The sequence below is a fragment of the Paenarthrobacter sp. AR 02 genome (assembly GCF_021538675.1).
GTDB lineage: Bacteria > Actinomycetota > Actinomycetes > Actinomycetales > Micrococcaceae > Arthrobacter.
This window is the reverse complement of the sequence record NZ_JAJUKH010000001.1, coordinates 620,266-642,079: the sequence shown is the minus strand read 5'-3', so window position 1 is coordinate 642,079 and position 21,814 is coordinate 620,266. Positions and strand designations below refer to the sequence as shown.

Genomic DNA, 21,814 nt, shown 5'->3' with positions numbered 1-21,814 from the left:
TTACGACGCCGGGACCTCCTCCGGCGCCTCTGTGGACGCCGGCAGCTGGTCGCCGATGAGGGCCAGGTTCTGGATGACCGCGAGCCCGAATTGGGCGGTGTCATTGGTGGATACCGTCGGTGCTTCGTCAACAGGCTGAAGCACGTACGGGGGAAGGATTTTCCTGAGCGTAAAGGCCTCGGCATGGTTCAGGTTTTCTCCGCCCTCGGCAAAGCTGTCCCACGCCAGGGACGCCAGTTCCGGAGACCCCAGCTTCGCAGCCGCGTATGCAGTCAGGCGGCTGTGTGCTTGGGTGAGGTAGATGCCGGCCAGAGGTTGGCCGACTTCAGCGGCCTGTTCCTCCGGGGTGGCCAGGAACAGGCGGCAATACTGCATCCAGGCCCTTTCGAAGGCGGCATCAGGCACCAGGCTGACCAGTTCGCTGCAGATTTCCACCAAACCGAACACGGCACTCAGGTGGGAGACGCTGATGACTTCCCTGCCGGCGTCGAACCTTCCCGTGTCCAAGTCGTAAAGCGCTTCGCCGGTCAGGAAACCGTACTTCAGGGCACCGATATCGGCCATGGTTCCAAGCAGCCGGTCGCGGGAGCGGGGATTGCCCGTGCGCTCCCAATCGGTGAGCCACGTTGCAGCCAGTGAACCCCAGTCCGTACCCAGCCCGACGCCCAAAGCGCCGCGGTCCGGGCGGTAAGTATCGGCGTCGGGCCTTACTTTGCGGACGGGGTCCAAACCCAGGAAGTTCCGATCACTGTCCACGAGCTCGGTGAGGAGGTCGCCAGTGCGTTCATCAGCGGTCAGGTAGTAGTAGAAGCGCCGATATGCCGGGGTGCTGATGCGCAGTTGCTTGGCGCTGCAACCCCAGTGCTGGACGTTATGCCGGGAACCCAGGCCGCGCCACGGACCGAGGTGGTAGACATCCACTTCGCCGGTGTGGCGGGTCATCGCCTCGGCGTAGCGGAAGACGTCCGCGCGGCCTGTGCGCAGGTACATGTACCAGAGCCAAAGGTCCGGGGAGAGCTCGGAGTTATCCCACGCGTAACCGCCCACGTCATAGCGCCACACATGCCGGTCCGTGTCGTAGGTGTGCATCACGTCGCCGTAATTCCAGAACCCGTACCAGCGCCGCTGCTCCGTTTGGCCTTGGTAGAAATCGAACAGGAAGTCCAGCTTGTCTTCCAGCTCTGCCCGGACAGGGGTGCTGCGGTCCACGGGAGCCCAGTCACCGAAGACGCCGGCTTGGTGAAGGTACTCCGGGGAGGGCTGCAGCAGCGGGGGAGTGGAGGCTGCCCGGGCGTCGGCGGCGAGGCTCTCCGTGCTGGGCGTTGAGTCGTAGGCGTACAGCGTGAGTTCGTGCGTCCGGGCGATCCCGGTTGGGTTTCCGAAGCCGGGCTCGTAATCCTCATACGTGATTTCCAGGCCCTCAAGCTGGTCCTCGAACGTGTCCTGGCCCAGGCCGTCGTGGTAGAAGCGGAGATCCATCGGCTGGGCTTCGGGGGAATAGAGCCAAGCGGTTACTGTCGCGTTGCTTGTTGCGGCGCCGCGGATATCCAGCTGCCCCGGGTGCGACTGCCAAAAGTTCCTCACTCCGATACCGAAACCGCCGCGTAGATCGCTCAGCGAACAGAAACCAGCTGACCGGGTTCCGCCGGAAATGCCCACCCATCCGTGGCCTGGCGCGGTCCGTTTCCGCAGCTCGAAGCCGTCGGCGGTCAGTTGGGTGAGGGTGTAATCATTCCAGCTGGGGATGAGGCGGAGGCGCTCTGAAACCAGCGGGCTCCACTCACTGAGCGGCGGGGTGGCCTCACCGGCAATCTGCGCGGCGCGGACAGCTTCTCCCGGATCCCGGCGCAAACCGGTCAGGCCGCGGACTGCTTCCACCAGGAAACCGCCGTCAGCACCGGCGATGCGGACGTGGCGATCATGCAATTCACTGGCAAGCGGTACCGTGAATTCAACACCGAGACCCGCAAGGAAATCCTCCTCTGCATTGCCGTCCCAAATGAACGAGTGCACCATCCTGACGCTACGGGCGCCTGAGTAGAAGTAGAAGCGGACAGTGAAGGGGAGCCATTCCCTGCTGCCATCCTCGGCACTGTGCCGCCCCTCGATCCGAACCACCGCCCGGACCGGGCCGCGCTGTTCCACTGTGACGCCTGAAACCTGGCTGGTGTAGGCCTCGCGTGGAGCGCTGCCTGCTCCCTCGGCCAGGTTGTTCTGCAGGAGGCTCACGAGCCGGGCATCCTTGGCTACGGCCTCGCCGGCGCGACGGAGCTCGCTGAACAGCGTTTCGCCGCTCCTGGGGATGACCATGTCGAGCATGCCTGTGGAGACGGTGACGGCGTCGTCCGTTTCGGCGACCGTCACCTCGGGTGAGTGTTCGACGGCGGCTGCCGGGCCGCCGTCGTGCGTATCGGTTGAGTGGGTGACATGGTAGGCGTCGGAGGGCTGATCCGTTGCTCCGATGGCGATGCCGGCCCATTTGAGGGAACCGTCGGGCCACGTGGCGAGCGGCCAGGCCTGGGCATTGACGGCAACTCCATTCATGTCGCGCACCTGGAGGTGGTCCGCGCCCGCTGCGGTGCCGCGCTGGAACGGCATGCCCCAGGTCGTGCCGCTGCTGAGCCTGGCGGGCGGTTCGGCGTCGATCCACCTGAGCTGAGTCATGTTCATTCCACCTAAAGTCTGGGAAAACGCTTTCTTTGAGACGTTTCAATAACTTACCCGCGCGTGCGAATGGCTGCAAGGGGGTGGTTGGATACTGGGATCGATGAACCAACAAATTCGCGTGACCCGGGCGCTCCGACCTGCCGCGGGCGTATGGTTTAAGTCCCGGCCGCCTCTCGAAACGGACCAGAGCCATGGCGCGATTGATCATCATGGGCCCTCCCGGTTCCGGCAAAGGCACACAGGCGGAGCACATCGCCAGGCACTTCCGGATCCCTGCCATTTCAACGGGAGAGTTGTTCCGCGACCACATTCGCCAAGAGACGGAGTTGGGGGACGAGGCCAGTGCGTACATTGATCACGGCGAGTTCGTGCCGGACCATGTCACCACGGCCATGCTGAAGCAACGCTTGGACGAAGATGATGCTGGAGAGGGGTTCCTGCTGGATGGCTACCCGCGGACGGTGATCCAGGTGGCTGCCTTGGATGAGATGCTCACCGTTCGAGGTCAGGCTCTTGACGCAGCCCTGGCGTTGACGGTCGACGATCATGAGTTGCTGGACCGGATGCTCCGCCGCGCCCAGGAACAGGGACGCAGCGATGACACTGCGCCGGTTATTCGTCGCCGTTTGGAACTCTACCGTGAGCATACAAGGCCGGTTCTGGAGGCCTACTCAAACCGTGGGATATTGCTGACGGTGAATGGATCCGGCGAGAGGGAAGCGATTACTGAGGCCGCGATTGCCGCCATCGAAGGGGCCTTGGCGAATAAGGCCGTAGGAGCCTAGCTCCCTGTCGCGGCTGGAACGTCAGCGCCGAGTGCCAGCAGATACGCTGCGAATCCCTCGGGTGCCCGGGCCTCAGTCCGGCCGGAGGTGAGAACCCTGATGGAATCCGTGGCAGCCACCCTGAATCCTTGGTGACGGGTGCGCTCCACCAGGCGCCTGTCCTCATGGGCCCGGAGATGCGGGAAACCCCCTGCGGCGAGGTACGCCGAGGCCCTGATACCCAGGTTGGCGCCGTAGATGTGCTGATGGTTTTCGCGAAAGGGGTGTAGTTCCAGCCATCGACGAAGCACGGCCGGGTCCACATCGTAGGCATCCGGTTCCACCGACCCCAGAACGACGTCAGCGCCGCCGTTGGCCAACCCGACTTGGCGTACCAGCCAATTCGGCGGGACCACCGAGTCGGCATCGGTGTTGGCGAGCCACAAGCTCCCTGTTGCTTCCGCCGGATGGGGGAGCAGGGCCGTCCGGATGCCGTAGTCCCGGCAAGCTCCCGCGCTCCGCAGTTGCACGCTGACTAACGTGAAACGCGGGTCCGCCGCGACGTGGGCGGCGGTGATCCCGGCCGAACGGTCGGTGCAGCTGTCCAGGACCACAGTGACAGTGGCAGGCATACCCGGATGCTCCCGCTCCAGGGTGTCCAACGCTGTACCCAGTGCTGCCAGCGCCCTGCCGATGTGCTGTTCCTCGTCGTGGGCGGGCATGGTGACCGCGATGCGTTGGATCCGCTGCCTGGTGCCCCCGGTCATGTCGGGCCGTCACTGACGGCCGGGGCCGGTGCAACCAGGGTTTCCAGCACGAAATCCTTCTCGCGGTAGAGCCCCAACGTTGGCCAGGCAAGTTGTTGCCGGGCCATCGAGTGAACGGCTTCCGCGTCCAACTGCCAGCCTGAGATGGGGTGGCGCCAGTGGCACAGGAGCAGCGTACCGCCCGGTTTCATGGCGGCCTTGATGTGCCGGAAAACTTCAGCCAGCTCTTCCGGTGCCAGGTAATAGCCCATCTCGGAGAGCACTACCAGGTCAAAGGAGCCCTCGGGCCACTCCTGGGGGATGGTGAGGTGCCGCGCTTCGGCGGAGGGGTACGCCGAAAGCCGCTCGGCCGCCTTTTTGGCCGCAATACCGCTGGCTTCAACACCGAGGAACGCCTGGCAACGTTGAGCGAGTTCCTCGCTGAGGGTGCCGATGGAGCAACCGAGTTCCAGCCCGGATTCGTACGATTCCTCCGGGAGGGCAGCCAAGGTCAGTGCGCGTTTTCGGCGCTCGTACCAGCTGGTTGTATAGGCCCAGGGGTCGTCTCCCTTGGCGTGGACTTCGTCAAAGATCCGTTCAGCGTCGGCGGCGGTGTTGTTTCCTGCCTTCGACGGTTGCCAAGCGAAGGTTTCCCATGGCCTTTCGAAGTGCTCCAGGAACGTCCCCGACAAGAGTGTTCCGTCGCCGGGTTCCTCCGACAACGGTTCGATCTGGGACGTGTGGGCGCCCATGGCCTTTCCCTTCGTTTCCAGCTCACGCCCGGACAATGGCACCCGCACCCAGGATTGCCATGTTGGGTCGTCCAGGCCCGCCCACAACCAGTACCAGATGGGGTATTCCAAGAGCCCGTGGCCGTCCTCTTCAGCAACCTTGGCCGCTGTTGCGCCAACAGCATCGTGGTCGGTGTGGCCGTCCTGGCGGTACGGGGCAACGATGACGATGTTCTCCGTTGGCCGGTTGTGCGCGGAAATGGCGTCGCGTATGGCCTCGGCAATGCGGCCCGCGTTGGCGGCCAACTTGCCGTCGGGCAGTCCCAGGAACTTCCAGGTCGCGCTGGGAGCCAGCCCGGACACAGCCGCGTCGAACTCAGCGAGCCGGACGGCGGCAAGCTGTTCCGGCGTCGTGGTTGGTGATTCCGGGTGGGATGCTTCGCCGGCCGTGCACAGCAGGAGTTCCACCGCAGCTCCGGATGAATGCAGTTTGGCCACTAACCCGCCCGCGCCCAAAGTTTCATCGTCCGGGTGCGCAGCCAGGACGACGAAAGCCATGTCCGCGAGTTCGTCCTGGCCCAAAGGGAGCTCGGGCAGCGCAGCAACGCCGCTGGACAGCCATTCCGCCTCGGTCGTGCCTGTGTCTGTGTGCGAAAAAGCTACCACCGGCGGTCCCCTTTCAACACCAGCGCCCCCAGCTGGGCGTCGTCCCGCATGGCGTGATGCTGGCGGACATAGAGGGACAAATCCGCCATCCGCTTGCCGTACTGTTCGTTGAACGCCAACGGCCCGGGGCCCAGATTTTGCGTCACCAGGGTCTGGACGCGTTCGACGGCGGAGGCAACAGTTCCGCGGACGCGCAAGGCTTCGGGCCAAGGGCTTTCGCCCGGGTCGCCTGGTTCTGCGAGGTCGCCGGCGTCGATGCGCTCAGCCGTTTGAGCCAGGTATCCGGTGACGGACGCGATGATCCGGTCCACCTCGCCCAATGAAGCAAGGGCGATCTGGTCCGGTTCCCGGCCGTTGTCCGATGCCCTGGCCAGGGAGTCGCGGAAGTCGCGGGCCACGGCTACTGCGCCTCCAAGCCAACATGCGGCCACTCCCATGCCACCCCACGCGAAGCCGGGGCGCTCGAAATACCAGCCCGCGCCGCCAACGGGCGTAGCGGGGACGTGGTCGAAGTGCACCGTTCCGCTCGGGATTTCCTTGAGCCCGCGGCTGGTCCATTCGGGGGTTTCGGCTGTCACGCCGGAGTGCTTCAGGTTCACTGCGAAGGCGGCCCGGGTGTTGTCGGCAGCAACATGCGCGGTGACGATTGCCCCGTCCAGCTGCGCGGCGAGGGAGCACCATGGCTTCGAGCCACTGAGCACGTAGCTGCCGTCAGCTTCCTGCTTGGCCTCGAGCTTCAGGCCTGGACCTTCGGCGGCGAAAACTCCCCATGCTCCCTCGGGATGGGGCTGTTCGGCCTGGGCCAGGATTCCGACGGCGTCAAGGTGCGGTTCGAGCACCCGCCCCGCCGCGACATCCACGGACGTGATCGAAGCGAGGAGTTCCCAGAGCTTGGCCGTGTTCCCATTTCCGGGCGTAGGAGCTGTCTGTCCGATATCCTCGGCGATAGCCAACAGGGCTGGAACGTCGCCGACGGCTGCGCTCACCTTTCCCAGTACGGGATCCAGTGCTTGCAGCTGTACGGGCGCGGAGCTGATGCGTACGGGCTGCACTTCTGTATTGCTCATGGACCCAGCCTATTCTAAGGAACCTTAGTTTTGGTGAGCCCGGCGAGAAGACGACGGCGTAAGTTGCCCGCCGTCGCGTTCTCGCCTTGCGGACCTCGCACCACGGACCCTTCCAACGCACTCCACCCCCGCAAAAGTTCCCCTTGGTCCCAAGATGAAGCGCATCTTCACAGCTTTTGTCATGCTTGTCACATCTTGTTGTCATTAACCGTGACAGTTTCCGTAGCTTGGAGGAGTCAGCATTCCCGAGCCAAAGGAACACCATGCCGCAGTCCAACGAATCCGCCACCATCCCCACCGATTCACACAGCCCGCCGGGACGAACCAAGCCAAGCTTCCTCAGCAACCTGGGGGCGGATCTCCCCGCGTCACTGGTGGTATTCCTGGTCGCCCTCCCGCTGTCCCTCGGCATCGCCGCAGCCTCAGGGGCTCCCATCATGGCCGGGCTCATCGCAGCCGCGGTCGGAGGAATCGTCGCCGGCAGCCTGGGTGGCTCACCACTCCAGGTGAGTGGCCCAGCCGCCGGCCTGACCGTCGTCGTCGCCGGCCTGGTAGCCGAGTTCGGCTGGCAGGTGACCTGTGCGATCACCGCTGCGGCCGGCGTCGTGCAGTTGCTGATGGGGGTGAGCCGTATCGGGCGGGCAGCGCTGGCAGTGTCGCCGGTAGTGGTCAAGGCCATGCTCGCAGGCATCGGCATCACGATCATCCTGCAGCAACTCCATGTGCTGCTGGGTGGCCAAGCCGCGGGCTCCGCCGTCGAAAATCTGGCGGGCCTCCCCACCGCCATCACCAACGTCGAGCTGCATTCAGCGCTGCTGGGCCTGGCCGTCGTCGTGATCCTCCTGGCCTGGAAGTACCTTCCTGCAATGGTGCGGAAAGTCCCCGGGCCGCTGGCCGCCGTCGTCGCCGTGACAGCGCTGTCAGTAGCAGTGGCCCCGAGCGTTGAGCGCATCAGCTTCAGCGGTTCAATCCTGGACGCCGTCGCGCTGCCCAGCCTGCCCGACGGCAACTGGCGCGCCGCAGCGATGGCTGTCATCACTGTGGCGCTGATCGCTAGCATCGAATCGCTGCTGTCCGCCGTGGCCGTTGACAAGATGCACGGCAGTTCGCGGACCAACCTGAACCGAGAGCTCGTCGGCCAAGGCTCCGCCAACATGGTCTCCGGCATGCTCGGCGGACTCCCGGTAACCGGCGTGATCGTCCGCAGCGCCACCAACGTCGAAGCTGGAGCGAAAAGCCGTACGTCTGCCATTCTGCACGGCGTGTGGGTCCTGGTGTTCTCCCTGCTGTTCGCCGGCCTCATCCAGTTGATTCCCCTGTCCGTGCTGGCGGGCCTGCTGCTGGTGATCGGTGCCAAGCTCATCAAGGTCGCCGACATCCGCACCAGCCTCCGCACCGGCGACCTGCTGGTTTACGCAGTGACGCTGGTGTGCGTGGTGGCCCTGAACTTGCTCGAAGGAGTGCTCATCGGCCTGGCTCTCGCTGCTGTTTGTGTGCTGTGGCGGGTGCTTCGCGCTCAAATCCACGCCCATGCCCCGGCCGGTTCCGGACTGCCGTGGCGGGTCACCATTGCCGGCTCTTGCAGCTTCTTCGCCTTGCCGCGGCTCAACCGTGTCCTGCATTCGGTGCCCGAAGGCCAGAACGCCGTAGTGGAACTCAACGCCGACTACCTCGACCACGCCTTCCGCGAAGCCCTGGTTGCCTGGCAGAAGCAGCACCGCAACACCGGCGCCTCCGTGGCCCTGGAAGAGCACGGCACCACCGCTTTCACCGATGCCGAAGACAACACCCCCCAGCGCCAGGACCCCCGCGAATTTCCGCTTCCGCCCAAGACGTCCTGGTTGCCGTCCGCTGGAGGCCCAACAGCGCACGACGACGACGGCGGGCGGCTGCCGCTGCGCTCAATCCTCCTGGGCATCGACAAATACCACCGACGCCACGCGGACAAGGTCCGTCCGTTGGTGCAGGACCTGACGGAAGGCCAAAATCCGGACACATTGTTCGTGGCCTGCGTGGATTCCCGGGTCAATCCCAACCTCATCACCAGCAGTGGGCCAGGCGACCTCCTGACCCTGCGGAACATCGGCAACGTGGTGTGCAGCGACGGCCGCGATGCTTCGATCGACTCGGCGCTTTCCTTCGCGGTGAAGGGTTTGTCAGTGGACTCGATCGTGATCTGCGGCCACTCCAACTGCGGTGCGATGAACGCCGTCATCGCCGACTTTGAAGGAGCTGCGCCTGCCTTGGGCAACGGATTCGATTCCTGGCTGGAACATGCGCGGCCAAGCTACTCGGCCCTGCTTTCCGGACATCCCGTGGCATTGGCTGCGGCTGCCGAGGGCTACAGCCGCGTGGACCAACTCAGCATGGTCAACGTGGCTTTGCAGCTCAGGAAGCTCGAGGACCACCCTGTGACCGGGCCGGCACTTCTGTCCGGCCGGGTGCAGCCCGTTGGCTTGTTTTACGACATCTGCACGGCCCGCGTTGTGCTGGTCACCCCCGAGGGCATCGAGCAACTCGATCCGAGCATGGCGGTTCGGTCCTAGATCCGGAGCCACCCACTCTGGACCTACAACCACCCCGACACACCGCTTTCACGGCGTGTCGGGGCTGGCTTGTTTCCATAGTCGGTGGCGGGGGTACAGGCCCAAGCAGGCGCAGTATGCGGAATACTGGGAATCAGAACCACGATGTCCGGCAGGGGAGGACTGCCGTGCGAGGAGGTGTCCACAAGTGAACTCCGGGAACAATGCCTTCAGGCGGAAACTCGAGCGCGGTGCTGAGCTGCGCGCTGTCCGCGGCTGGGGTGGGAACGCGGAAGAAGACGCGGAGATCGAAGCCGCGGACGCCGCGGAACGGGAGAAACGCCGCAAGGTGGACGACGCCGCCCGGGTCGAGTACCTGATCCGGGACGCCATGGACCAGGGCAAGTTCGACAACCTCAAGTACGCGGGTAAACCCATTCCGGGCCTGGGTGAACACTACGATCCCGATTGGTGGGTCAAAGGCCTCATACAACGGGAGAAGCTCAGTGGAATCGGACCCCCCGCGATCCTGCTGCGGATCGAGGATTCCGAACTCGATGCCAAACTGGACCAGCAGTACACGGAGAAACAAGTCCGGGACATCCTCGAGGACTTCAACAAGCGGGTGATTGAGGCCCGACGGCAACTCCAGGGCGGCCCACCCGTGATCACCAAGCTCAGGGATGTGGACGTTGAGCTTGAAAAGTGGCGCGGGCGAAGGGCCGCCGCAGCTCCTCCCGAGCCCGAGGCTGGACCAGTGGCCAAGCGCACATGGTGGCAGCGCATCTGGAACGGTTCAGGATGAAACCTTAGCGACGCAAGCAGCAGCCGACGGCGGAAGCCGGGTTCCGCCGTCGGCTGCTGCTTTTGAATGTGGTGCCGTCAGGCGAAGCTGTCTTCCTTGACCTGTTCGGATTTCGGGGCTGCGGGCTTCCGGCCGATCAGCGCGGAAAGGTGCGCCTGCTGCTGGCGGAAGTGGCCGTGGGCGGTGAGCCCGAATTCGTAGGCCGATTCGGCGTGCTGGGTGAGGTCCACTCCGGTGACTTCGTGCTCCAGGGGAACCCGGAAGCCGATGGTCTTGTGGATGGCCCGGCCGATGACCAGGGTGCCCACGCCGGAGAGTGCGATGGTGATCAGCACGGCCATGGTCTGGGCAATGAGTTGTTGGGGACCGCCGCCGTAGAGTAGGCCGCCCGCGACGCCGTCCTCCGGGAAGGCGATGAAGCCCAGGGAGAGCGTGCCGATCACGCCGGCGCCGAAGTGGACGCCCACGACGTCGAGGGAATCGTCGAAACCGAACTTGTACTTCAGGTCCACGAACACAGCGCAGGCGGCGCCGGCCACCAAGCCCAGGCCCAATGCGGCGAGCGGGGTGATGTTGGCGCAGGAAGGGGTGATCGCAACGAGGCCGGCGACCACGCCTGATGCCGCACCCAGGGAGGTGGGGTGTCCGTGGCGGACCTTCTCGACGACGAGCCAGCTGAGCATGGCCGCCGCCGGTGCCACCAGGGTGTTGACCCAGATGAGGCCGGCCTGCGCGGCGGTGGTAGCAGCGCCGCCGTTGAAACCGAACCAGCCAAACCAGAGGATGGCTGCCCCGATCATGATGAACGGCACGTTGTGTGGGCGGTGGTTGGGGTCCTTGGCGAAGCCGTGACGCTTTCCCACGATCAATGCGAGGACGAAAGCGGCGGTTCCGGAACTAACCTCAACCACTGCACCACCGGCGAAGTCGATGACCTGGCCGAAGATCTGAGTGAGGGCACCGCCGGCGCTCATCAGGCCACCGCCCCACACCATGTACGCCAGGGGGCAGTAGACCACGGTGACCCAGATGGGTACGAACAAGGCCCAGGCGCCGAACTTGGTCCGGTCAGCGATTGCACCGCTGATGAGGGCCACAGTGATGATGGCGAAGGTTGCTGCAAAGGTGGCCTTGATGAGATCCGGTGAACCCATGAGGTCCTGCAGGCCGAAGTGCGCGAACGGATTTCCGAACAGGCCCAGGATGCCGTCGCCGGTGGTCATCGAGTAGCCCCACAGGACCCACACCACGCCCACGATGCCGGCGGAGATGAAGCTCATCATGATCATGTTCAGGGCGGCCTTGGCGCGGGTCATGCCGCCGTAGAAAAGGCCGAGGCCGGGGGTCATGAAAAGCACCATTGCCGATGACAACATCAGCCAGACGTGTTGCGCAGAGATCTCCACCTGCGTTCCCTTCAAGCTTGTCCGAAACGGGGCCGTTGTTTCACGGCCCACACCTACCCCCCGATCAATATTCGGTGAGCTATGTTTCCGACTCAGAAGAGCTAAGTTGCAGGAAAGTTACAGAAATCCTTCATTCGTGAAGATCACGTCACTGGCATGTTTCGGCAATGTTAACGGCGCTTCTCGCGGGGCCCGGCCGGGTAGCCGCCGCGACGGCTGGCAATAATGATCACCAGCGCTACGGCAGTGGGAATTGCCGCGGCAAACGGGACCAGTTGCGCGCCCACAGTGGTGAGGGCGAAGGCCCCATAGACCGCTCCGACGGCGATACCCAGTTGGATGGTCACCACGGTGAGGCCGTTGGCAGCATCCTTGTGCTCTCCACCCGCACGCAGGATCGCCGCCTGGTTGTAGATACCCACTGCGCCGAAAGCGATGCCCCAAAGCGTCATCAGCGCGAATGCACCCACCCAGGTGCCGCCCAGCGCGGGGAGCAGGGCGAACGCCAGGGTCAGGAGTCCGACGGCGGCAATCACCGAGCGTCGCGGGTGGTTGTCAGCGGTCATGCCGGCAATCCAGATACCCACCAGGCTGGCAACTCCCACCACGGAGAGAGAGAGGCTCGTAGCGGATTCCGGGAGTCCGGAGGCGAGGAGGAACGGGGCAACATATGTGAAAAGTGTGAAGTGGGCCAGCAGCAGGAGGGGCCAGGCGATGGCAATGGCCACGACGCCGGGCAGTTTCATGGCTGCCCGGAGGGAGGGAGTTTTTTGGCTGGCGTGATCGTGGGCGCCCGGGAGAAGCCAGAAAGCCAGGACTGCCAGAAGCACGCCCACTCCGGCCAGGACCAGGAAGGAAGTACGCCACGTCATGAGCGAGCCCATGAGCGTGCCAATGGGAGCGCCGACTGCCAGTGCGATGCTGTTGCCGCTGAAGACCACAGCCATGGATTTACCCACGGAGTGGGCCGGGACGATGCGCGCCACGTAGGGAGCCATGCTGGACCACAGCATGCCGTGCGCGATGCCGCCAAGGAGCCTGGCCCCGATCGCCCACCCCAGGGCGGGGCTCAACGCCAAGAGCACATTGCTCAGGGCGAAGGCCAGCACAGTGGCGATCAGCAGGGTCTTCCGGGGAACCCTTCCGGCAAGGAACCGTGAAAGAGGCAAGGCCGTGAAGACGATGATGGCCGCATACACCGCTGTCAGGGAGCCCACGGCGGATTCGTCAACGCCGAGGTCGCGGCTGATTTGGGGGAGCAAGCCCGACGGCAGGAGTTCGGTGGTCACCGCCGTGAAGCCCGCTGCCGCCAGAACAAGGAGTCCGCCCCACGGGATCTTCTTGGGCTGCTGCCTTTCTGCTGCCGGTGGCTTGGGCGATTGCGGTTGGACGGCCACAGGGTCCTGCTTCAAATATTGCTCCTCGGGGATGGGGCGTGCTGTTCAAAGGGGGTCAAGCCAACGATATGCGGCGACACCGGCGCGAGGGAGTCACTGTTAGTCACCCCCTTACCCGCAACACACTTTGTCCGCCAGCCATTCCGCGCGCAGACTGTCCTTGTGAAGCCCTTCCTCCTGCTGGCCACCCGCGCCGAAGATGCCGCAGCCGATGACGAGTATCAGGCCTACCTCCGGTACTGCGGCCTGGAACCTGAAGAACTGGTCCGTTTGCGGTTGGAATCCGAGCCGTTGCCGCCCCTTGAACTATCCGATTTCTCCGGAGTGATCGTCGGTGGCAGTCCCTATACGTCTAGCGATCCTGTGGAAGAAAAGAGCCCAACCCAGATCCGGGTAGAGGCGGAACTCTCAGCGCTGCTGGACCGCATAGTTGCCGAGGACTTCCCGTTCTTGGGAGCCTGCTACGGCGTTGGCACCTTGGGAGTGCACCAGGGCGCCGTCATCGACCGCCGATTCGGCGAACCCGTTGGGCCAACGGAGATCAAGCTGACAGCTGAGGGCGAACACGACCCCATGCTTAACGGCGTCCCCCATACGTTCGACGCGTTTGTCGGGCACAAGGAAGCGTGCAGCAAACTGCCTGCCCACGCGGTTTTGTTGGCGAGCTCGGCCGCGTGCCCTGTGCACATGTTCCGGATCAAGAACAATCTCTACGCCACGCAATTCCACCCCGAGCTCGACGCCGACGGCCTCATCACCCGCATCAACCTCTACAAGAACTCCGGTTACTTCCCGCCGTACACCGCGGACGAACTCATCGAAACGGCCCGAAGCTCATCGGTGACCGAGCCGATGCGGGTCCTGAGGAACTTCACGGAGCTCTACGCCCGCTAGCACCCCGTTGTGGGGCCTGCTTTGCGTGCTTGGGCCATAGGTTGGCGCGCAGAGCGGGCCTCGCAACGTGGGGTGGTGTGTTGTGAGGCCTGCTTTGCGGGCTTGGGTCATGGGTTGCCGCGCAGAGCGGGCCTGGCAATGTGGGGTGGGTGTGTTGTGGGGCCTGCTTTGCGGGCTTGGGCCATGGGTTGCCGCGCAGAGCGGGCCTGGCAACGCAAACGCCCGACGGCGGTAGTCGCCGTCGAGCGTTTGTGTCCCCCCCAAGGTGCGGCTACGCGAGCCGGGCCGCGAGATCTTCCCCAACAGCGAAGGCCCGGGTAATCGCCGACCCCAACGTAGCGCCACCTCCCGGATAGTTGTTCCGGAAGACACCGGCCGAGACGTTGCCCGCAGCGTAGAGCCCCGGAATGGCTTGCTGCCGATGGTCCAGCACACGCCCGTTGAAGTCCGTGGCCAGCCCGCCCGAGGTACCCAGCACCCCGGCGTGGATGGGCACGGCGTAGAAGGGAGCGGTGAGCAAAGGCGCCAGGCAAGGATTGGGCGTGTTGCCGGCGTCGCCCAGGAAACGGTCCTGCGGTGTCGCTCCCCGCCCAAATTCCGTGTCCACGCCCACGACCGCGTCGGCGTTGAACCGAGCAACCGTCGACTCCAGGCCGGCCGAATTGATGCCCACCTCCTTGGCCAGCAACTCCAGGCTCGGCGCGGACACCATCCACTCGGCAGGTTCGCCAGGCACAGACCCCGCCACCGGGTACTTGGCGAGATAGTCCGCGTCGAACACCAACCACGCAGGGTTGTTTTGCTGCCTGCCCGTGTGCGGATTAATGGAAGCGAACACCCGGCTGGCATCGTGATAATTCAAGGCTTCGTTGACGAAGCGTTTGCCGTCGCTGTTCACAGTGATGGAGCCCGGCAGGGTCATCTCCACGTTGCCCATGCGGCCCGAACGCTGTCCGTCATACTGATGGGCCGCCGTCGAAATAACCGGGACACCCCACACAGCCGACATGTCCTCCACAGCCGCCCCCGCCTTCAGTCCCAGCTGCAGGCCGTCGCCCTCGTTGGATGGTGCGCTGATCGGCGTCACGGGATAGGGCAGGAAAGCGCTGCGGAGGCGCGGGTTCCATTCGAATCCGCCCGAGGCAAGCACGACGGCGGTCGCGGCCACCGACACCCCGGCGGCGGTACCGCCAAGGGTCACCAGCCACCCGGACTCGTCACGCGACAACTCCTCCACAGGGCTCGACACCACGATGTGGACCCCGCGATCCAAGGCGCTCGCAACCAGGCTTCCCACCAGCGCCCCGCCCATGGTCCGGATGCCCGTGGCGGCGCGGTGCGCGAGCAGCGAAGGGTCAGCTGCGCGTCCATTGAGTTCGTCCCGCTCGGTCATGGTGAGCAGCGGGAAATAGGACGATGGCCGGATCAGCTCCGCCAAACCGGGGTACTCCTGGGGATCGAACGCGTTGTTGTCCAACCCCCTGCCACCGTTCGCGGAACCCTTCCACTCCATGTGGTAATCGGGGCGGGCTATGGGAACCATGGAGACGCTGGTGTTCGTGTTGAGGAACTCCACGGCTCGCGGCGCAGTGGAGACGTACCAATCGATTTCCCCGGCCGTCATCACGTGGCCAGCCGCCTCTGAGAGGTAAGCAACGCCGTCGGCATGGCTGTCCTCGTACCCGGCCGCCTTCGCGAGGTGATTGTTCGGCGCCCACATCACGCCGCCGCCTGCCGCCGTCGTGCCGCCCAACAGCGACGCCTTTTCAACCACCAGGACACTGAGCCCGGCGTCGGCTGCGCGGACGGCCGCCACTAGTCCCGCCGCGCCACTGCCCATAACCACGACGTCGTAGGTTGGGTTGAGCTGGCTGGTTTCGGTGAGGACAGGGGTACTCATGCGACACCAGCCGCAGGCATCCCGATGAGGATCTTGCCGATCTTTTCCGTGCGTCCCTGCATGAGCTGGAATGCCTGCTGGAGATCAGAGAAGGCGAAGCGGTGCGTCATGAGCGCCCGGGCTTGTTCAGGATGGCGTGACAACAATGCCAGACCGTCGGGAATGAGGTTCAGGCTCATGCGGCTGCCCATGATGTCCAGTTCCTTGTAGGGGATGTCCTTCATGGAAACGTTGGCCTGCCGGGGCGAAATACCCACTTGGACGATCCTCCCGGCGCTGGCAACAAGCCTGATCGCGTTTTCCAGTGATGAGGGCACGCCCGTTGCCTCCATGACCAGTTGTGGCCCGTAACCGTCGGTTAGTGCGTTCAGGCGCTGAGTCTGATGTGCGTCCGGGAACTCGATTCCTGGAGTCACCAGGAGGGTGTCTGCAGCCCCGAAGTCGATAGCGAGGTCCAAGCGGTGCTGCTCGGTATCGGCACAGATCACCTTGACGCCCAATTCCGTCAGGTAGAGCGTGGCCAGCAAACCGATAGGCCCGCTTCCGAGCACCAGCGCCGTCTCCCCGGTCTCGGGCCTGCCCCGGTTCACCGCTTGCATGGCGATGGAAGCAGGTTCGCCCATGGCTGCGATGTCCAAAGGCAGTTCGTCGGGAACAGGGTGGAGTTTGCCCAGCGGGACGCTGATCAGTTCAGTGAGCGCACCGTCGGAGTAGCAGCCCAGGCAACCGACATTCCGGCAGACGTTGTACCGGCCGCTCAGGCACGGGCGGCACTGGCCGCAGGAGATGATGGGGTTCACGGCAACGCGATCACCCACAGCGAAGCCTTCGCTGTTCCCAGGGGCAAGGGCCTCCACAACCCCGGAGAACTCGTGGCCCTGGATCAGCGGCAACTCTGTGGGGTAGTCGTCCTCCCAAATGTGGAGATCGGTGCCGCAGAGGGTGACGTTGTGGACTCGCACCAGTGCATGGCCGGGTTCCATTGAAGGCTCGGCGGATTCCCGGAATTCGATGGTTTCCCGGGTGACGGTGATGGCTGACAGCATGGGGAAACCTCAGTTCCGGCCGGCGGGTTGCGCTGGCTGCACCGGCTGCGCGGGCTGCGCCGGCTGTACGGCGTCGGCGCCGAAGAAGATGTTCCACTGCCTCACGGTGCGCTCTTCAATGAGGCCGGCTTCGTGGAATGGATCCCGGTTCATGAGGGATTCGACGTCGTCCTTGGATTCACCGGCAATGATCAGGAGGGCGCCCGGAGCTTCGTCCGGTCCGAAGGGACCGCTTTTGAGGAGCCGACCGTTTTCGAACTGGGCTTTGAGGAACTCCACGTGGGCAGGCCGGACAGTGTCCCGGCCAGCGGACGTGGCGTCTGAGTAGGTGTAGGTGACAGCAAAGGTGGCCATGAGGGTGTCCTCTTCATTGAGTTGATGGGGCTCCCTCAATGCTGGGCAACGTATTAGGCCTTGTCCAATACTTAGTTGGTCAAGAACTATGTGAAAATTCTACATAGTGGGGCCTTAGCCCGCCGGAGTGGGAAGTACTTCCTCGGCTACTTGAAGGGCGGCGCGGAGAGCCGGAGACAGACCGCCCGGGTTCCATGCCAGACCGGAGAACAGCAGCACATCGTCGCCGTCGAGGGGCAGGAACACGGTGCCGGTTGGCATGATCCCCTCGATCGATTCCGGCATGAGGCTGATCCCCACCCCACTGGCCACCAGGGAAAGCGCCGTGTAGGGATCGGCAACCTCCTGGCTGATCCTTGGCCGGAAGCCCGCGGCTGCGCAGGCAGCGAAGGTCACCTCCCGCAAGGTGGACCCCTGTGCAGCGGGCATGGTGATGAAGGGGTCCCCGGCGAGGTCCGTCAGGCCCACTGAGGAGCGGGCTGCCAGCGGGTGATCCGTGGGCAAGGTGGCGCCCAAACGCTCAGTGGCAATGCGGCGGGTGGCCAAGGACGGGGCGTCCACGGGAAGGCCGATGAATGCAAGGTCCAACGCCCCGTTACCCAGTTGCTGGAGAGCTTCCTGGGTCAGCAATCCACCGTGCAGCGTCACATCGAGTTGGGGATACTCCTGGCGCAAGGCGCGGGTCAGCGGGGGCAGCGTGGTGTGGTTCAGGGCACCGGAGAAGCCGATGGCCAGCTTGCCGTAAACGGTTCCGTTGCCCGCATTTACGGCCCTCTGCGCCAGATCTACTTCTTCAAGGATCCTGCGGGCATGTGGGAGCAGTGAGTGACCCGCAGTGGTCAGCGTAACGGACCTGGTGTTCCGCTCAAAAAGTGGTGCGCCCAGGCCTTTTTCGAGTTTCTTGATGGTCTGGCTCAGCGGTGATTGTGCCATGCGGAGCCTCTCAGCAGCCCGGCCGAAATGCAGCTCCTCGGCCACAGCCAGGAAGGCCTCAATTTGCCGCAGTTCCACAGTGCCTCCCACGTTTTACGGATCCAGTGCAAGGCTATATTGGGTTCTGGTTCCGGGTGAAAGCAGCCGGACGGTTCAACGGAGGCACCATGGCTAACTCGGCGTCGGGGGAGTCCGTCATTGAGCGCGTTGTGAAGATCATGGATGCGTTCTCCAAGGGCCAGCCGTGGCTTCCCCTGAAGGAACTCGTCCGGATTACCGGTATGTCCAGCAGTACGGTTCATCGCTTGGCCATGGACTTGGCATCCAACGGCCTCCTTGAACGCAATGAAGCCGGCGAATTCGGCGTCGGAATGAAGATGTGGGAGCTGGCATCCCGCAGCAACCCGCTGGAGGAGTTCCGGCGTCGTGGCCTGCCGTTCCTGGAAGGTGTCCATGCGGCCGTCCGGGAACATGTGTCCTTATCCATCCCGGATATCGAGTCCAACAGCGTCCTCTACCTCGAACGGTTGGACCGGCACGGGACGGTGATGAACCTGGCCGAGGTCGCAGGGCGCTTGGACATCCACACCACGTCCTCGGGAATGGCCATGATGGCGCATATGCCCGGCTGGGTCCAGGATCGTTTCGTTGCCGGAAAGCTGGAGAAGACAACCCCTGCAACGGAGACAGATCCTGCCCGCCTCAGGAGCAACCTCGCCCTGATCCGCGAGCGCGGTTATGCCCGTTTGGTGGGTGTGCTGGTGGCTGAAAATACTGCGTACTCGGTGCCCGTGTTCGGCCAGGGCCAGGCAGTCATTGGTGCGATTTCCGTCGTCGTGCCTTCCGTTGACGAAGACGCGGGCCTGATCCTGCCGGTCCTTGTGGCCGCAGGCCGCGGCCTGTCCAGAACCATGGGTGCCGAGCGCCGGCCTTACGGCTCCCGGCCCTGGCTGTCGCAGACTGGTTCCGCGTAGTCAAAGAGCCTGTCCCGTTCAACGGGAAGTTCGTCCACGCGGTGTGACCTGGGTCCTACAGTCGATCTCAGAGGAACAATCGTCAGTGATCTGGAGCACACATCCGGAGTCGTTATCAACGGCAACATGATGGGCTGCACAACAAAGCGGCAGCCGGCGATCCGGACCTCATCCAATTCTTTGCCGGGCAAGGCACCATGGCGGTGCCACTTCCCGCGGCACTCAATGAGGAGACAGTATGGGACACGTGCAGCAGCACTCGCCCTCGGATGTAAACGAACCGGAAGCACTGCTTGGAACAGCGCCGGTTGAACACGTCAAAATGCCCAAGAAAGCGGCACTTGCCTCCTTCCTGGGATCCACCCTGGAGTACTACGACTTCTTCATCTACGGCACGGCCGCAGCGCTGATCTTCCCCAAGATCTTCTTCCCGGGAGGCGACCCCGTGGTTGCCTTGCTCGGAGCCATGGCGACGTTCGGCGTGGGCTACCTTGCCCGGCCGCTGGGCGGGCTCGTGATGAGCCACTACGGCGACAAGATCGGACGCAAGCAGGCGCTGATGGTCACGCTGGTGATCATGGGCCTCGCCTCGATCGGTATCGGGTTCCTGCCCACGTACGGGCAGATCGGCTACTGGGCAACAGCGCTGTTGCTGGTAGGCCGCCTTGCCCAGGGCTTCTCCGCCGGTGCCGAGTCCGCTGGCGCCTCCACCCTGACCATGGAGCACTCACCGGAAGGCCGCAGGGCTTTCTTCACCAGCTTCGTCATGACCGGCTACGCCTCGGGAATGGTGTTGTCCACCATCGTCTTCATCCCGCTCGCAGCGCTCCCCGAAGACCAGCTTCTCAGCTGGGGTTGGCGGGTACCGTTCTGGCTCTCGGTTGTGGTGCTGGCTGTGGCGTACTGGATCCGGACCCGTTTGGACGAGCCGCCCGTCTTCGAAGAAATCGTGGAGAACAGCAAGCCCAAAGCCATCCCCGCCGTCGCCGTCCTCAAGACCCAGTGGCGCGACGTCCTGCGCGTTGGCGTGGTGATGCTGTTCTCTGTCATGCAAACCACCTTCACCGTCTACGCCTTGGCCTACGCAACCGGACCGGCCGTGGGCATCGACCGCACGCTCCTGCTCACGGTGAACGCTGTGACGATCGGCCTTTCGATGGTCACCATCCCCATCTCAGCCATGATCTCCGACCGCGTTGGCCGGAAGAAGGTCCTGCTGGTGGGTGCCCTCGGCTGCGCACTGACCACGGTGGGCTACTTCTGGGCCATCAGCGAGCAGAACATTGCCTTGGTCTTCCTGTTCGGCTTCCTCAACATGACAGTCTTCTATTCCTGCTGGAACGGCGTGTGGACGGTCTTCTTCCCCGAGATGTTCCCCGCCGCTGTCCGCTACTCCGGCATGGCGATCGGCAGCCAGATCGGCCTCATCCTGGCCGGATTCGCACCCGCTATCGCTACGCTGCTGGCCCAGCCCGGGCCGAACGGTTGGATGCCCGTGGCGGGCTTCACCATCCTTTGCCTGGCGGCCTCTGCCATCGCCATCATGACGGCGCGCGAGACCTACAACGTCCCGCTTGAGGATCTCGGCAAACCGCGCGCGGCACGCAACTAACGAACAAACCACGACGCCGGGCGGCACCTTCCAGCCGTCCGGCACCCGCCGCCGGCGCCAGCCGGCTTCCGGCCCGGCGGAGCGCCTGCGGCTTACGCCCCGGGCGCCGCGCCTGCCCGGCGCCGCGCCGTCCCCGCGACGTGCCACAACCACCAAGCAACCCCAGTTCCGAAAGTTGGATACCCCATGACTTCCCCAGCACCGGCAACCCGCACCTTCCGCGTTGGAATCGCGGGTTGCGGCGCCATTTCCCGCAACCACCTGGAAGCTTTCAAGGCCCTGGACAACGTCCAGGTGATTGGCGTCTGCGACGTGGATGCAGACCGCGCCGCGGCAACAGCGAGAGCCTGGGACATCCCCAACGCGCTCACCAGCGTGGATGCGCTCCTGGCGCTGGACCTGGACATTGTTTCGGTCTGCACACCGCACCCCACGCACGAGGAAGTGGTCCTGAAGGCCGCGGCCGCTGGCGTCAACGTCCTCTGTGAGAAGCCCATCGCCACCAAGCTGGAGTCCGCCGAGCGCATGGTCGCAGCCTGCGAGGAAGCAGGAGTCCAACTGGGTGTCCTGTTCCAGCGCCGATTCTGGCCGGCGTCGCAGAAGATCCGTGCAGCCATCGACGACGGCACGTTGGGCAAAGCCATCATGGCGCAGTGCTCAGTGATGCTTCACCGGGCGCCGGACTATTACAACCGTGACGCCTGGCGTGGTACCTGGGACAGCGATGGCGGTGGGGTCCTCATGTCCCAGGCTGTCCACCAGATCGACCTCCTCCAGTGGTACCTCGGCGACGTGGCCGAGGTCTACGGGAAGGTCAACACCTACCGCCACGGTGACTACATTGAGGTAGAAGATTCCGCGACGGCGGTGATCACCTTCACCTCCGGCGCGATGGCCACCTTGGAGGCCTCCACTGCCGTATCGCCAAACCTGGGGATCCAGCTCCGTATCACCGGGGAAACAGGTGCCTCGGCTTCCCTGACGGAGTTCCCGGAAGGCAGCGACGGGCGGTTGGACCTGTGGGCGGTGGGCGAGCGGATCGTCGTCGAACCTGTCCACCCTGAAGGCGTGGAGCCGAACGTCGATCTTTCCGCCATCAACGGCCAGCTGATCCCATTCCATAAACTCCAGGTCCAGGACTTCGTCCAAGCACTCGAGGCTGGTACCGAACCGGCCATCACCGGTAAGGACGCGTTGAAGTCCCTCCGCATTCTCCTCGCCGTGTACGAATCTTCACGGACCGGCCAACCAGTCCGCTTCGCACCCGTTCACCCCGCACACCAGGCGATCCCGGGGCTCCGCGACCTCCAGAAGGTGGCTGGCTGAC

General features: G+C 64.3%; 17 protein-coding genes. 7 read left to right on the top strand and 10 right to left on the bottom strand.

Annotated elements, in window-relative coordinates; all coding sequences use genetic code 11:
• Positions 1-2,664 carry a Tat pathway signal sequence domain protein gene (locus tag LRQ04_RS02885; protein WP_235517529.1) on the bottom strand — a complete coding sequence of 888 codons (2,664 nt, stop codon included), beginning with the start codon at positions 2,662-2,664 and terminating at the stop codon, positions 1-3.
• Between the two features lie 194 nt (positions 2,665-2,858).
• On the opposite strand from LRQ04_RS02885, the gene LRQ04_RS02880 reads away from it, so the two are divergent.
• Positions 2,859-3,452: an adenylate kinase gene (locus LRQ04_RS02880; protein WP_235517528.1), complete on the top strand. Its 594-nt coding sequence runs from the start codon at positions 2,859-2,861 to the stop codon at positions 3,450-3,452.
• Here the strand turns inward: LRQ04_RS02880 and LRQ04_RS02875 are convergent.
• From LRQ04_RS02875 to LRQ04_RS02865, 3 genes are read right to left on the bottom strand one after another with little or no spacing between them, the layout of a single operon-like run.
• Entirely contained in the window at positions 3,449-4,198 is a 750-nt protein-coding gene (locus tag LRQ04_RS02875; protein WP_235517527.1) for a glycosyltransferase family 2 protein, read from the bottom strand. The genes LRQ04_RS02880 and LRQ04_RS02875 overlap by 4 nt on opposite strands.
• A complete protein-coding gene (locus tag LRQ04_RS02870) occupies positions 4,195-5,574 on the bottom strand; it encodes a bifunctional PIG-L family deacetylase/class I SAM-dependent methyltransferase (protein ID WP_235517526.1) in 1,380 nt (459 codons plus the stop codon). Before LRQ04_RS02870 ends, LRQ04_RS02875 begins: the two co-directional genes overlap by 4 nt.
• On the bottom strand, positions 5,568-6,641 hold the full coding sequence (locus LRQ04_RS02865) for an acyl-CoA dehydrogenase family protein (protein ID WP_235517524.1): 1,074 nt from the start codon (positions 6,639-6,641) through the stop codon (positions 5,568-5,570). The genes LRQ04_RS02870 and LRQ04_RS02865 overlap by 7 nt, the downstream gene beginning before the upstream one ends.
• 263 nt (positions 6,642-6,904) lie before the next feature.
• Here LRQ04_RS02865 and LRQ04_RS02860 point away from each other — a divergent pair, with 263 nt between their 5' ends.
• Both LRQ04_RS02860 and LRQ04_RS02855 read left to right on the top strand, forming a co-directional pair.
• A complete protein-coding gene (locus tag LRQ04_RS02860) occupies positions 6,905-9,187 on the top strand; it encodes a bifunctional SulP family inorganic anion transporter/carbonic anhydrase (RefSeq protein ID WP_235517523.1) in 2,283 nt (760 codons plus the stop codon).
• A 187-nt stretch (positions 9,188-9,374) separates the two neighbouring features.
• Entirely contained in the window at positions 9,375-9,971 is a 597-nt protein-coding gene (locus tag LRQ04_RS02855) for a DUF1992 domain-containing protein (protein ID WP_235517521.1), read from the top strand.
• Positions 9,972-10,048: 77 nt separating this feature from the next.
• Here the strand turns inward: LRQ04_RS02855 and LRQ04_RS02850 are convergent, their stop codons facing one another.
• Both LRQ04_RS02850 and LRQ04_RS02845 read right to left on the bottom strand, forming a co-directional pair.
• Positions 10,049-11,377: an ammonium transporter gene (locus LRQ04_RS02850; protein ID WP_235517519.1), complete on the bottom strand. Its 1,329-nt coding sequence runs from the start codon at positions 11,375-11,377 to the stop codon at positions 10,049-10,051.
• A 170-nt stretch (positions 11,378-11,547) separates the two neighbouring features.
• The gene (locus LRQ04_RS02845) at positions 11,548-12,789 is read right to left on the bottom strand and encodes an MFS transporter (protein WP_235517518.1); all 1,242 of its coding nucleotides are present in this window, start codon (positions 12,787-12,789) and stop codon (positions 11,548-11,550) included.
• A gap of 147 nt (positions 12,790-12,936) precedes the next feature.
• On the opposite strand from LRQ04_RS02845, the gene LRQ04_RS02840 reads away from it, so the two are divergent.
• Positions 12,937-13,668: a glutamine amidotransferase gene (locus LRQ04_RS02840; RefSeq protein WP_235517517.1), complete on the top strand. Its 732-nt coding sequence runs from the start codon at positions 12,937-12,939 to the stop codon at positions 13,666-13,668.
• 271 nt (positions 13,669-13,939) lie between these two features.
• Here the strand turns inward: LRQ04_RS02840 and LRQ04_RS02835 are convergent, their stop codons facing one another.
• From LRQ04_RS02835 to LRQ04_RS02820, 4 genes are all read right to left on the bottom strand, one after another.
• Positions 13,940-15,568: an FAD-dependent oxidoreductase gene (locus LRQ04_RS02835; RefSeq protein ID WP_235517508.1), complete on the bottom strand. Its 1,629-nt coding sequence runs from the start codon at positions 15,566-15,568 to the stop codon at positions 13,940-13,942.
• Positions 15,565-16,614 carry an alcohol dehydrogenase catalytic domain-containing protein gene (locus LRQ04_RS02830; protein WP_235517506.1) on the bottom strand — a complete coding sequence of 350 codons (1,050 nt, stop codon included), beginning with the start codon at positions 16,612-16,614 and terminating at the stop codon, positions 15,565-15,567. Before LRQ04_RS02830 ends, LRQ04_RS02835 begins: the two co-directional genes overlap by 4 nt.
• A gap of 9 nt (positions 16,615-16,623) precedes the next feature.
• Complete coding sequence (locus LRQ04_RS02825; RefSeq protein WP_235517505.1) at positions 16,624-16,968, bottom strand: YciI family protein; 345 nt, start codon at positions 16,966-16,968, stop codon at positions 16,624-16,626.
• Between the two features lie 114 nt (positions 16,969-17,082).
• Positions 17,083-17,979, bottom strand: a complete 897-nt coding sequence (locus LRQ04_RS02820; protein WP_235517504.1) for a LysR family transcriptional regulator — start codon at positions 17,977-17,979, stop codon at positions 17,083-17,085.
• Positions 17,980-18,068: 89 nt separating this feature from the next.
• On the opposite strand from LRQ04_RS02820, the gene LRQ04_RS02815 reads away from it, so the two are divergent.
• The 3 genes from LRQ04_RS02815 to LRQ04_RS02805 all read left to right on the top strand — a co-directional run bounded on the left by LRQ04_RS02815 (position 18,069) and on the right by LRQ04_RS02805 (position 21,813).
• On the top strand, positions 18,069-18,875 hold the full coding sequence (locus LRQ04_RS02815) for an IclR family transcriptional regulator (protein WP_235517502.1): 807 nt from the start codon (positions 18,069-18,071) through the stop codon (positions 18,873-18,875).
• Between the two features lie 238 nt (positions 18,876-19,113).
• A complete protein-coding gene (locus tag LRQ04_RS02810) occupies positions 19,114-20,487 on the top strand; it encodes an MFS transporter (protein WP_235517500.1) in 1,374 nt (457 codons plus the stop codon).
• Positions 20,488-20,673: 186 nt separating this feature from the next.
• Positions 20,674-21,813: a Gfo/Idh/MocA family protein gene (locus tag LRQ04_RS02805; RefSeq protein ID WP_235517498.1), complete on the top strand. Its 1,140-nt coding sequence runs from the start codon at positions 20,674-20,676 to the stop codon at positions 21,811-21,813.
• The last annotated feature ends 1 nt before the right edge of the window (position 21,814 follow it).